The 12221-nt window shown below is 72.4% G+C and carries 12 protein-coding genes and 1 pseudogene; 9 read left to right on the plus strand and 4 right to left on the minus strand.

Annotation, left to right across the window (positions count from 1 at the left end; genetic code table 11):
* Positions 1 to 255: pseudogene (locus tag PKF00_RS41655) on the minus strand (hypothetical protein); the annotation flags it as partial.
* Positions 256 to 909: 654 nt separating this feature from the next.
* Between PKF00_RS41655 and PKF00_RS41660 the strand changes: the two are divergent.
* From PKF00_RS41660 to PKF00_RS41690, 7 genes are all read left to right on the plus strand, one after another.
* Complete coding sequence (locus PKF00_RS41660; protein WP_271223302.1) at positions 910 to 1191, plus strand: heavy-metal-associated domain-containing protein; 282 nt, start codon at positions 910 to 912, stop codon at positions 1189 to 1191.
* A gap of 146 nt (positions 1192 to 1337) precedes the next feature.
* Complete coding sequence (locus tag PKF00_RS41665; protein WP_271223303.1) at positions 1338 to 2774, plus strand: MFS transporter; 1437 nt, start codon at positions 1338 to 1340, stop codon at positions 2772 to 2774.
* A gap of 111 nt (positions 2775 to 2885) precedes the next feature.
* Positions 2886 to 3167, plus strand: a complete 282-nt coding sequence (locus tag PKF00_RS41670; protein ID WP_271223304.1) for a metal-sensitive transcriptional regulator — start codon at positions 2886 to 2888, stop codon at positions 3165 to 3167.
* 74 nt (positions 3168 to 3241) lie between these two features.
* Positions 3242 to 3454 carry a heavy-metal-associated domain-containing protein gene (locus PKF00_RS41675; RefSeq protein WP_271223305.1) on the plus strand — a complete coding sequence of 71 codons (213 nt, stop codon included), beginning with the start codon at positions 3242 to 3244 and terminating at the stop codon, positions 3452 to 3454.
* Positions 3451 to 4407, plus strand: coding sequence for a DUF8832 domain-containing protein (locus PKF00_RS41680; protein ID WP_271223306.1), 957 nt, complete (start codon positions 3451 to 3453; stop codon positions 4405 to 4407). Before PKF00_RS41675 ends, PKF00_RS41680 begins: the two co-directional genes overlap by 4 nt.
* 30 nt (positions 4408 to 4437) lie before the next feature.
* Positions 4438 to 6696, plus strand: a complete 2259-nt coding sequence (locus tag PKF00_RS41685) for a heavy metal translocating P-type ATPase (protein WP_271223307.1) — start codon at positions 4438 to 4440, stop codon at positions 6694 to 6696.
* A 169-nt stretch (positions 6697 to 6865) separates the two neighbouring features.
* A complete protein-coding gene (locus PKF00_RS41690) occupies positions 6866 to 7708 on the plus strand; it encodes an LLM class F420-dependent oxidoreductase (RefSeq protein ID WP_271223308.1) in 843 nt (280 codons plus the stop codon).
* Between the two features lie 6 nt (positions 7709 to 7714).
* On the opposite strand, the gene PKF00_RS41695 is transcribed toward PKF00_RS41690, so the two are convergent.
* A complete protein-coding gene (locus tag PKF00_RS41695; protein ID WP_271223309.1) occupies positions 7715 to 8239 on the minus strand; it encodes an O-acetyl-ADP-ribose deacetylase in 525 nt (174 codons plus the stop codon).
* Between the two features lie 265 nt (positions 8240 to 8504).
* Here PKF00_RS41695 and PKF00_RS41700 point away from each other — a divergent pair, with 265 nt between their 5' ends.
* Positions 8505 to 9311 carry an SDR family NAD(P)-dependent oxidoreductase gene (locus tag PKF00_RS41700; protein WP_271223310.1) on the plus strand — a complete coding sequence of 269 codons (807 nt, stop codon included), beginning with the start codon at positions 8505 to 8507 and terminating at the stop codon, positions 9309 to 9311.
* A 195-nt stretch (positions 9312 to 9506) separates the two neighbouring features.
* Here the strand turns inward: PKF00_RS41700 and PKF00_RS41705 are convergent, their stop codons facing one another.
* Positions 9507 to 9779 (minus strand): GlsB/YeaQ/YmgE family stress response membrane protein, encoded by a 273-nt coding sequence (locus tag PKF00_RS41705; protein WP_271223311.1) that lies wholly within the window; start codon positions 9777 to 9779, stop codon positions 9507 to 9509.
* Positions 9780 to 10123: 344 nt separating this feature from the next.
* Between PKF00_RS41705 and PKF00_RS41710 the strand changes: the two genes are divergently transcribed.
* On the plus strand, positions 10124 to 11281 hold the full coding sequence (locus PKF00_RS41710) for a hypothetical protein (protein ID WP_271223312.1): 1158 nt from the start codon (positions 10124 to 10126) through the stop codon (positions 11279 to 11281).
* An 85-nt stretch (positions 11282 to 11366) separates the two neighbouring features.
* Here the strand turns inward: PKF00_RS41710 and PKF00_RS41715 are convergent, their stop codons facing one another.
* The gene (locus PKF00_RS41715) at positions 11367 to 12122 is read right to left on the minus strand and encodes a DUF2071 domain-containing protein (protein WP_271223313.1); all 756 of its coding nucleotides are present in this window, start codon (positions 12120 to 12122) and stop codon (positions 11367 to 11369) included.
* Positions 12123 to 12221 lie beyond the last annotated feature (99 nt).

The following is a 12221-nucleotide window of genomic DNA, read 5'->3' on the forward strand; positions in this document are numbered from 1 at the left end:
GCCGCCGCCACCGCCACCGGTGTTGCCGCCGCCACCGCCGCCGCCACCGCCGCCGCCACCGCCGCCGCCACCGCCGCCGCCACCGCCGCGGCGCCGCCGCCAGCACTGGCTACAGGGGTGAACGAGCTTCGAGGATGCGGACGAGGCGGTCTGGGAGCCGCTGGTCGAGGCGCTGGCGATGTCGGCCGACATCGTCACGGGGACGATGAGGGTGGAGGCCACCATTGCGCCGGCAGCGAGAATCTGCTTGACCATGAGTGATCAACTCCATGTCGTGATGATTGCGCCCTGGCGGTACCCGGGTCGCTGGAGCACCGAATAGGCGCCTCAGAAAGACGCCCACACGGCGTGGACTTAAGTTCCACGCTAATGAGAAAGACCTTGAAAGGGTCACCCCAGATAGGCAAAAGCCTCAATTACCTATGATTACCTGTCCAATCAACAATAACTCAAGGGAATTAAGCGACTACCCACCGTCACCTCTCCTTGTTGATGCACACCCCACCGGAACACCCTTTCCGGCTGAACCTTTCCGCCGATTCACCACGCATTGATCGACGCATCGCACGCAAATATCCCCCGGACGCCATGCGGACACCCGGATTCCCCATCGTCCTTCCCATCCCGGACGGCGGGGGCGTCATACGACTCGCCACGGAACGCATCCGCCCCGAAGGAGACCAGGAATGGATTTCATTTCTGTGCGAGGCGTCGCCGGGAGGGGCCCTCCGCGGACGCGGGCCACGGGAAGCGGAGGCGGGGAGGCGACCCCAAAGCACGGCGCCCGCCGCGCCACGAGGGCGACGCGGATCGCGCCGCATGGGCGAACCCTCTTGAGGAATTTAACCCCCTGGGGGTATATTACGGTCGCATCGATACCCCACCGGGGTACACGGAAGGGAGAATCCCATGTGCACGGCATGTGCGTGCGGCACCGAAGGCGGCGTCTCCGCCCAGGCGGGAGCCGGTGACACGAACGTCTACACCGTCAACGGAATGACCTGTGGCCACTGCGTCTCGTCCGTCTCGGCGGAGATCGGCAAGGTCGACGGCGTGACCGGCGTCTCGGTCGATCTGGCCACGGGCGCGGCCACCGTCAGCGGGGCGGGAGTGTCCCACGACGAGATCCGCGCGGCCGTCGGCCGGGCGGGTTACACGCTGGCCGACGCCTCACCTGTGACGGCTTCCTGAAACAGCCCGGGAGAGTCCCGGCGAACGGGTGGTGGGCGTGCATTGGCGTGCACGCCCACCGTGGGCCCGGCTCGACTCGAATCACACCCAGTCCCACCCCGCATCCTGCCACTCCGGCACGGACGCGTAAGAATCAGGAGTACGGCATGAACGCCGTCAACCCGCGGAGATGGCAGGCGCTCGCCGTGCTCGCCACCGCGCAGTTCATGGTCATCATGGACACCTCCATCATCGGCGTCGCCCTGCCTGACATGCAGCGCGACCTCGGCTTCTCCCAAGGCGGCCTGCAGTGGGTCTTCAACGCCTACGTCATCGCCTTCGGCGGGCTGCTGCTGCTCGGCGGCCGGCTGTCCGACCTGCTCGGCGCCCGCAGGGTCTTCACCGCGGGCTGGGTCATCCTGGTCGCCGGCTCGATCGTCGCGGCGGCGGCCGGCTCCGCCTGGGTCGAGATCGCGGGCCGTGCCGTACAGGGCCTGGGCGGGGCGCTCATCGCCCCCGCCTCCATGACCCTGCTCATGACGCTCTTCGCGCATGACTCGCGTGAGCTGGGCAAGGCCATGGCCCTGTACGGCGCGGCGGCGCCCGCGGGCGGCACGGCGGGGGTGTTCCTCGGCGGCGTCATCACCGAGTGGCTGAGCTGGCCGTGGGTCTTCGTCGTCTACGTCCCGATCGGCCTGGCCACGGTGGCGGCCGTCCCCGGCCTGCTCCCCCGGGCGGAGGGCAGGCGCGGCTCGATCGACCTGCTCGGCGCCGCAGCCGTCACGGCCGGGGTGGCACTCGCCGTCTACGCCATCGTGCGGGCTCCGGAACAGGGATGGGGCTCGGCGGCCACGATCCTCGAACTGGCCGCAGCGATCGCGCTGCTGGCGCTGTTCCTGGTGATCCAGCGCACCGTCCGCGAGCCCCTCATGCCTCTCGCCGTCTGGCGCACTCCTGGCCTGGCCACCGCCAACCTGGCGATGGCGCTGCTGGGCGGGGCGTGGATCCCGATGTGGTACTTCCTCAACCTCTACCTCCAGCAGGTCCTCGGCTACGGGGCCTTCCCCAGCGGGTCCGCGCTGCTGCCGATGACCGTCGCGATCATGATCTTCATGGTCGGCGTGACCGCGCGGCTGCTCGGCCGCTTCGGAGCCAAGCCGCTCATCGTCATCGGGCTGGCGGTCCTGGCCGCGGGCGTCGCCGGGCTCTCCCTGGCCAGGCCGGACGGCTCCTTCGCCGTCGACGTCCTGCCCGCCTCGCTGGTCGCGGCGGTCGGCATGTCGCTGGCCTACATCCCGGCGATGATGTCGGCCATGTCCGGAGTGCGCCCCGAGGAGAGCGGTCTGGCCTCGGGCATCGTCAACACCACCTACCAGGTCGGCTCGGCGATCGGCCTGGCGGTCATGACCGCGGTCGCCACCTCCCGCGGGGCCGCCGAGCTGGGCGACCCGCACAGGCTCACCGACGGATTCCAGGCCGCGTTCGTCGGCGCCGGAGCCGTCGCGGCCCTGGGCGCCGCCCTCGCCCTGCTGCTCATGCGAAGGCCGGCACCCGCCGCCCCCGCGGCCGCGGAGCCTGAGACGGCCTCCCCGCTTCACTCCTAGCCCCGCCCTGGGGCGTGCCCCGGCACGCCCCAGGCGCCCGAATACCGGCGGAATACCATAGGGGGGTATGGTGTTATGGAAGGTGAGACGCGAACGAGCGAAGGCGGGGAGATGGCCGGCTACACCGAGACCAGACAGGACCACCTCCGGCGGCTGCGCAGGATCGAGGGCCAGATCCGCGGCCTGCAGCGCATGGTCGAGGAGGACAAGTACTGCATCGACATCCTCACCCAGGTGTCGGCCGCCAACCGGGCGCTGCAGTCCTTCGCCCTCTCCCTGCTGGAAGAGCACATGGCGCACTGCGTCGCCGACGCCGCCGCCAGGGGCGGGGCCGAGGCCGAAACCAAGATCAAGGAAGCGTCCGACGCCATCGCGCGCCTGGTCCGCTCCTGACCGGCGGCAGGACGCCGTCGGACGAGACCGTCACAAGGCACAAGGCAAGGCACAGGGAAGGAAGAGTGGCCACGATGACCACCACCGCCTACACCGTCCAGGGCATGACCTGCGGCCACTGCGTCACCTCGGTGAAGGAGGAGGTCGGGGAGGTTCCCGGCGTCACCGGGGTCGACGTCGACCTCGCCACCGGACTGGTCACGGTGAGCAGCCGGGGCCCGGTCGGCGACGACGAGATCAGAACCGCCGTCCAGGCGGCCGGATACGAAGTGGTCGATCCGTCATGAACACACCCGCCAGGCTGGGAACCTACCTCCTCGGCATCGCTGTGGTCTTCGGTACGGCCCTCGGCGCGGGCCAGGCGGCCGGCGCCGCCGGGCTGAGGCCGGAGACGGCCGAGGCGCACGACGCCGCCCACACGACCACCACGACACAGACCCCCGCCCCCGCCGGGAGCGGGGCATCCGTCCCAGGAGGACTCCAGGTGTCCCAGAACGGCTACACCCTGACCCCGGAGACCACGACGGTCGAACCGGGCAGGGCGACGGACTTCCGCTTCACCGTCACCGGCCCCGACGGCGGACCGGTCACCGGCTACCAGGTGAAGCACGACAAGAAGCTGCACTTCATCGTGGTCTCACGCGACCTCGCCGACTTCCAGCACCTGCACCCCCAGGAGGCGGGGAACGGCGTGTGGTCGGTACGGCTGACGCTGCCGGAGGCGGGCGTCTACCGGGCCTTCGCCGACTTCGCCCCGGAGGGAGGCGAAGGGCTGACCCTGGGCGCCGACCTGCGGGCCCCCGGGGACTACACGCCGAAGGCGCTGCCCCGGGCGAGCCGTACGGCGACCGTGGACGGCTACACCGTCACCCTCGACGGCGACCTGGTCCCCGGCAGGTCGAGCAGGCTCACCCTGAGCGTCGCCAAGGACGGCAGGCCCGTCACCGACCTGCAGCCCTACCTCGGCGCCTACGGGCACCTGGTCGCGCTGCGCGGCGGAGACCTGGCCTACCTGCACGTGCACCCCGACGGGGAGCCCGGCGACGGCAGGACCGCCCCGGGACCCGGGATAACCTTCTACGCCGAGGTGCCCAGCTCCGGCGACTACCGGCTCTTCCTCGACTTCCAGCACGCGGGAGTCGTGCGCACGGCGGACTTCACCGTGCGCGCGGGCCAGGCCGCGCCCGGCGCGGCGACACCGGGCCCCGAGTCCGGCCCGCACGGCGAGCACACGCACTGACGCGGGTACGACGCGAGAAAGGAGATGGCGATGTCCCCCCTCACCGACAACAGGCCACCGGCCGCGGGCGGCGAGATCGAGCTCTCGATCGGCGGCATGACCTGCGCGTCCTGCGCCAACCGCATCGAGCGCAAGCTGAACAAGCTCGACGGCGTGACCGCGACGGTCAACTACGCCACCGAGAAGGCGAAGGTCTCCTTCCCCGAGGGCGTCGACCCGCAGGCCCTGGTCGCCGAGGTGGAGAAGGCGGGCTACAGCGCGACGCTCCCCGCCCCGCCGAGCCAGGACGGGGCGGGGCCTGCGTCCGGCGAGGAGCCGCACGACGAGCTGGCCCCGCTCAGGCTCCGCCTCGTCGTCTCCCTCGTCCTGGGCGTCCCGGTCATCGCGATGGCGATGATCCCGGCGCTGCAGTTCACCTACTGGCAGTGGCTGTCGCTCACCCTCGCCGCGCCGGTCGTGGTCTACGCCGGCTGGCCCTTCCACAGGGCCGCCTGGACCAACCTGCGCCACGGCGCCGCCACGATGGACACCCTGGTCTCCATCGGCACCCTGGCGGCCCTCGGCTGGTCGCTGTGGGCGCTGTTCTTCGGCACCGCGGGCACCCCCGGCATGGTCCACCCGTTCGCGTTCACCATCCAGCGCACCGACGGTTCGGGCAACATCTACCTGGAGGCCGCCGCGGGCGTGACGGCGTTCATCCTGGCGGGCCGCTACTTCGAGGCCCGCTCCAAGCGCCGGGCGGGCGCCGCGCTGCGGGCCCTGCTGGAGCTGGGGGCCAAGGACGTCGCCGTGCTGCGTGAGGGACGCGAGGTCCGCGTTCCCGCCGGGGAGCTCAGGGTCGGCGACCTGTTCGTGGTGCGGCCCGGCGAGAAGATCGCCACCGACGGCGTGGTTGAGGAGGGCTCCTCCGCGGTGGACGCCTCGATGCTGACCGGCGAGTCGGTGCCGGTCGAGGTCGGGATCGGCGACGCCGTGACCGGGGCGACCGTCAACGCGGGCGGCAGACTGCTGGTGCGGGCCACCCGGGTCGGCTCCGACACCCAGCTGGCCCAGATGGCCCACCTCGTCGAGCAGGCCCAGACGGGCAAGGCGGAGGCGCAGCGGCTGGCGGACCGGATCTCCGGCGTGTTCGTGCCGATCGTGATCGCGCTGGCCGTGGCCACGCTGGGCTTCTGGCTGGGCACCGGCGGCGGCGCGGGCGCGGCCTTCACCGCCGCGGTCGCGGTGCTGATCATCGCCTGCCCGTGCGCGCTCGGCCTGGCGACCCCGACGGCCCTGCTGGTCGGCACGGGGCGGGGCGCCCAGCTCGGCATCCTGATCAAGGGGCCCGAGGTGCTCGAGTCCACCCGCGCCGTCGACACCGTGGTGCTGGACAAGACCGGCACCGTCACCGAGGGCAGGATGACGCTCGTCCAGGTCGTCACCGCCGACGGCCAGGACGAGGCGCAGGTGCTGCGCCTGGCCGGAGCGCTCGAGCACGCCTCGGAGCACCCCATCGCCCAGGCCGTCGCCAGGGCCGCGGCCGAACGCGTGGGGGACCTGCCGACGCCCGAGGACTTCGCCAACGTCGAGGGACTGGGCGTCCAGGGAGTCGTCGACGGGCACGCCGTACTGGTCGGCAGGCCCAGGCTGCTGGCGGAGTGGTCCCAGCACCTGCCGATCGAGCTGGAGCGGGCGCTGGAGGCCGCGCAGGCGGCGGGCCGTACGGCGGTCGCGGTCGGCTGGGACGGCCAGGCCCGCGCGATCCTCGTCGTCGCGGACACCGTCAAGCCGACCAGCGCCCAGGCGATCGCCGAGCTGCGCGCGCTGGGGCTGACCCCGGTGCTGCTGACCGGCGACAACGAGGCCGTCGCGCGTTCCGTGGCCGCCGAGGTCGGCATCGAGGAGGTGATCGCCGAGGTGCTGCCCGCCGACAAGGTGGACGTGGTCAAGCGGCTGCAGGCCGAGGGCCGCTCCGTGGCCATGGTCGGCGACGGGGTCAACGACGCCGCCGCGCTGGCCCAGGCGGACCTGGGCCTGGCCATGGGAACCGGCACGGACGCGGCGATCGAGGCCGCCGACCTGACCCTGGTCCGCGGTGACCTGCGGGTGGCGGCCGACGCGATCCGGTTGTCCCGGCGCACCCTGCGCACGATCAAGGGCAACCTGTTCTGGGCTTTCGCCTACAACGTCGCGGCGTTGCCGCTGGCCGCCCTCGGCCTGCTCAACCCGATGATCGCCGGGGCCGCGATGGCGTTCTCCTCGGTGTTCGTGGTCAGCAACAGCCTCAGGCTCCGCCGTTTCACCTAGCCTCAGTCGGCGGAGGCCGGCATGACGGGCGGGGCGCGACCCACCACCCTCGCGGTGGGGCGCGCCCCGCCCGTCGTCGCGCCCCGTGCCGCGTCGACCGCCTGACCGGCGTGGGACACCTGCTCCGCTGTCCCGTCTGCCGCCGGGCGCACCGGGATACGTTGGGGAAATGGACTCTGGTTTCGGCTACTTCGCAACGCACGACGCGGTCGGTCCCGGCCCGCTCGCCCAGTTGGTCGAGCAGCGGGGCCACGAGGCGCTGTTCTTCACCGAGCACACCCACATCCAGGCGACGGGAGCGCCCCCCGCGCCCCCCGGCGGAGGCCCACTGCCCCGCAGGTACCGCCACACCTACGATCCGTTCGTCGCGAGCACGGCCGCGGGCCTGGCCACCACGCGGCTGCGGGTCGGGACGGGCGTCTGTCTTGTTCCCCAGCACCACCCCATCAGCCTCGCCAAGACGGTGGCGAGCATCGACAGCCTCACCGGCGGGCGCTTCGAGTTCGGCGTCGGGGCGGGCTGGAACGAGCCCGAGATCCGCAACCACGGGGTGGACCCCGCGCGCCGCTTCACGGTGATGAAGGAGCACATCGAGGCGATGCGGCAGATCTGGACCCGTGACGAGGCCGAGTACCACGGCGAGTTCGTGTCGTTCGACCCGATCTCGTCCTGGCCCAAGCCCTCCCAGCGGCCCCACCCTCCGGTGCTGGTCGGCGGCACGGGCCCGCGGGTGCTCGACCGGGTGCTGGCGTACGCCGACGGCTGGCTGCCGAACTACGCCCCCGGCGTCCTGGACCGCGTGCGGGACCTCCAGCGGCGGGCCGCGGACGCGGGACGGCGGATCAAGGTGGTGATCATGTCGGCGCCCGCCGATCCCGCGGTGCTGGAGGAGTGTGAGAAGGCCGGTGTGGACCGCGTGATGGCCTGGCTGCCCTCCGCGGGCCTCGAACGTCTCCAGCAGGAGATGGACTCCTTCGAGGCGGCGCTGGCGGAGGCGCGGGGAGAGTGGTGACGGGCCCTACGGCGCGCCCTCGGCTCCGCTGAGGGCGCGTTCGAAGGCGTCATACGCCTCCTGACCGAACAGCACGAACCGAACATCCTCAACCTGGGTGGACGCGGCCCGCACGGTGCCGACCGCGATGCGGGCCGCGTCGTCCAGCGGCCAGCCGTAGATCCCCGCCGAGACCGCGGGGAAGGCGACGCTGACCGCTCCCAGCTCGTCGGCGACCCGCAGCGACTCGCGGTAGCAGGAGGCCAGCAGCTCGGAACGGTCCTGCGAGGCGGAGAAGACCGGCCCGACGGTGTGGACGACCCAGCGGGCCGGCAGTTCGCCCGCCGTGGTCGCCACCGCCTCACCCGTCGGCAGGCCTCTGCCGTACTTCGAGGCCCGCAGCCTCCTGCAGTCCGCGAGGATCGCGGGACCGCCGCGCCGGTGAATCGCCCCGTCGACGCCACCGCCTCCCAGCAGCGAGGAGTTCGCGGCGTTGACGACGGCGTCCACGTCCTGCCGGGTGATGTCCCCCTGGACCAGTGTGATCCTCATACCGACGAGTCTGCCCCAGGAACGCCGTACGGCGTCCGCCGGGAGGCGCAGGCCCGGTGTGACGGAACGACCCGGCCTCGGGGACGAACCGGTCCCGGACGCGCGGGCCGTCGGGACGGACGGCGACGCCGGGGAACCGGGGTGGCGAAACAGGTGGGAAACGGTGCAACCTCCACGGCGCCGACGGTGTTGAAGTCCCCGTGAGCGGCGCACGCGGCTCTTCCTCCCCCGCGCCCACGGGCGCGGCCTTTCGACAAGGAACCCCATGGATCTGCAGCTTTCCGGCCGTGTCGCGGTCGTCACCGGCGCCTCGAAGGGCATCGGGCTGGCCGTGACCCGGACCCTGCTAGAGGAGGGCGTCCGGGTCGTGGCGACCTCCCGGCGGAGCAGCCCCGCGCTCGAGGCGCTCGCCCGCGCCGACCTGCTCCACGTTCCGGCCGACCTGATGGACCCCGATGCGCCCGGCATGGTCGTGGCACGCGCGGCCGAGGCGTTCGGCGGCCTCGACATCCTGGTGAACAACGCCGGTGGGCCGCCGCCCGGCGTGACCCTGCCGCGCGGCTCGTTCCTCGACGCCACCGACGCCGAGTGGCGGGCGATGTTCGAGTTCAACCTCTTCTCCGCCGTGCGGGCCGTACGCGCCGCCCTGCCTCTGATGCTCGAGCGGGGTGGCGGGGCGATCGTCAACGTCTCCTCGGGCAACGCCCGTCAGCCCTCCCCCATCAACGTCGACTACGGAGCGGCGAAGGCGGGGATGAACAACCTCACCAAGGTGCTGTCCGAGGAGTTCGGCCCGAAAGGCGTCCGGGTGAACACGGTCTCCCCCGGACCGGTCCGCACCGCGTGGTGGACCGACGAGGGCGGGGTGGCGGACATGATCGCCGCCCAGGCGGGCACCGACAGGGACAGCGTGATGGACAGGGTCGCTCCGGAGATGATGAACCTGACCACGGGCCGCCTCGCCGATCCGCAGGAGGTGGCCGACGTGGTCGCCCTGCTCGTCTCGCCGCGTTCGGCGAACACGACGGGCGCGGAGTTCGTCGTCGACTCGGGGTTCCTCAAGGCCGTCTGAGGAACCCGGCGGAGCGGACCCGGCGAGCCGCCGGGGGGCGGCCCGGCGGCGCTCAGCCCGCTCGTGCGGGGCGGCGGGGAGCCATGACGAAACGTCCTGTGCGCGGCGGCGGCCCCGGCCGGGAAACTCCCGGCCGGGGCCGCCGTGGGATCGCTCACCGCCCGCCCGAGGAACGGGGCCGGCGGCGCGGATCCGTCACCGCAGGCCGCGCCTGCCGTACAGGCTCGCCGCCGCGATGACGCCGACGGCGGCGACGGCGATCTGGAGGAGCAGTTCGATCCAGTCGATTCCTCCGGTGTTCGCGACGCCCAGCGCACCGGCGATCGCGGTGCCGATGAGAGCCGCGATGATTCCGATCACGATGGTCAGCCAGATGGGGATGCCCTGCTTTCCGGGAACGACCAACCGGCCCAGGGCGCCGATGATCGCTCCGATGACGATGGCGGTGATGATGCCGGTGACTGTCATGGTCCATACTCCCTCTTGCTCGGCTGCCAGGCGTATGCCCCTAAATACCGAGGAAACACATAAACACCACGATCCATCGGTGACGGCGGCCCGCCGGGAGCTCGCGACGCTTCGGCGTCTGCGCGCCCCGGGCCGCCCCGCCGCTCCCGGCGGGCCGCCGGCCGCCGGACCCCAGGTGGAAACGCAGGTACAGCGTGGGGAAACGACCGGCTGGCTTTAGGCGCGTTTCCAGTGATTTAGCCGCTGTTTCTGATAACAGGTCGGTAAGACAGTCTTGTCACGAGCGACATACGCTACGTGATCCAGGGCACGCTGATCAGGTCAGATGTGACGCGGGAGGCGAGATGCGCGCTGAGCACGACCCCACTCATGACCGGCGCCCCGGCACGGCCCCCCGGGGCAGACGGCCGTACGGCGAGCCGGGGGATCCGGTCCCCGACCCCCCGCCCGTCTCGGACCCCGCCGACCCGCGTCCCGGCTCCTCGTACGGCACCCCCGAGGATCCCTTCTCGTACGGATCGTGGGTCAGCCTCGACCTCACGCCGCTCCGTCCCCGCCCCGCCCGGCCCCGGCAGGACCCGCCGCAGTGGTCGTGGCGGGAGCTTCCCCGCGACCGCTTCCTGCGGCCCGTGCTGATCCTCGGGTTCCTCACGGCCGCCGGGGTCGGCGTCTGGACGTCCGGATGGACACCCGCGCTGTCGCCGTCCGGCGCGGGTGACGCCCTCCAGGCCCCTCCCCGGGCGAGCGGCCACGGCACGACGGCTCCCCCGGCGTCCGCGGGCACACCGGTCGCGGCCCCCGCGCCCGCCTCGACGCCCGCCCCCTCGGCGAAACCCGCCGCCCACCACGACCGGGCGCGGGGGTCGTCGCCCGAGGAGCGCTCCCGGGGCCGCGGGGCGGGCGACGCGCGGGAGGCCGGGAAAGAGCGAGGCGAGCGACGGGCGCGAAAGGAGCGGAGTCGCCAGAAGCCCGGCCGGCACCGTCAGGAGCAGGAGCAGGCGCGGACGCGGGCGCCGGAGCGGGAGCCACGCGAAACGACCAGGACTCCTGACCGGCCGAAAGCCACGACCGCGTGGCCGGACAGGGCCGTCAGGACCGGCGGGCCCGACAGGGCGCACAGGGCGGACAGCTCGAACAGGTCCGACAGATCAGACAGGGCGCACAGGGCGGGGCACTCGGAGACCGAGACGCCCCGGCGCTCCGCGCCCCGGATAGGAGGCGGGCCCCGGCAGAACGGCGGGTCCGGCGACGGAGGCCAGGGCGGCCCCTCCGCCGGTTCCGGCGCGGGAGAGAGCACGACGGGCACGGCCTCCCCTGCCGTCCCTCGCCAGACAGGGGCGGGCAGCGGCGGCTCCTCGGTCTCGACCGGCGGCTCCCCGAGCACGCTCAGCGACCGGCTCACCTCCGCGTACGCCTGCCGCCACCTGCGGCCGGACGACTGGCGTTACGCCTACTGCGTGTCGGCGTGGAACGACTACAAGACGCGGGTCGGCCTGCCGTGACCGCCGTTCCCGGCACCGCGCCGGATCCCGGGCGGGCCGTCTCGCGCCGCCGTGCGCGTCCGGCGGCGCGAGACGGCCCGCGCCCTCAGAGGCGCGGAGCCCCGGGAAACCCGCGAGGCGGGGTGTGGATGTCGAAGTGCAGGTGCCGCTGGGCCAGGATCGAGTGGGGAACCGACTCCGGCCCGGTCAGGCCGAGCCGTTCGAAGACGCCGAAGCGCGCCGACGTCGCGGCGAGATGCCGGGGCAGCATCGGAGGGTGCCAGATGCTGTAGGAACCGATCCGGCCGTCGGTGCGGCGATACCAGCCGACGGTCGGATGGGTGAGCACGGCCCGCCAGTGCTCCTCCCCGGTGAAACCGTCGATCCTCGAGGGCGGCGCGTCCAGTTCCTCCGCCTCGCAGCGCGCGTCGCCGGCGGTCAGACGCCAGCGTGCGGGGGCGGCCCGCCAGTCCGCGTCGATCTCGATGCGCGTGCGGCGCCACGGCATGCCCCACAGCCACCTCGGCACCGCGGCCAGCGGGTGGTCCAGGCTCGTGCCGAAGAACCAGACTCCTCGCCGGGAGCCCGCGGTGACGTAGGCCCGGTAGTTGATCTGACCGCAGTCGATCTTCGCCGGCGGGCAGAACCTGAAGTGGAAGTCCCGGTCGCGGAAGGCGACGGCGGACACCAGCGCCGCCGGGCCGCCGTCGGTGAAGGCGAACTCGGTGGGGGCGAACCCCTCGGGCAGCAGCCTGGCGAGCGCGGCGGCGGGAACCCGGTAGCTGACGATCGCGAAGTCGTCCAGCTCCGTCTGGGCGTGGTACCAGCGCGGGCGCGGCCTCGGAGTACCGGTGAACGTCATGACAGCAGAGGATAGGGAAACCGGGTCCGCTCCGTGGAGGCGGCGGATGACAGAGCGGGGAAGAACTCCTAAGGTGGGCAATGTGGTTGTCGAAACAAC

The sequence above is a fragment of the Streptosporangium carneum genome, from assembly GCF_027922005.1.
Lineage (GTDB): Bacteria > Actinomycetota > Actinomycetes > Streptosporangiales > Streptosporangiaceae > Streptosporangium > Streptosporangium carneum.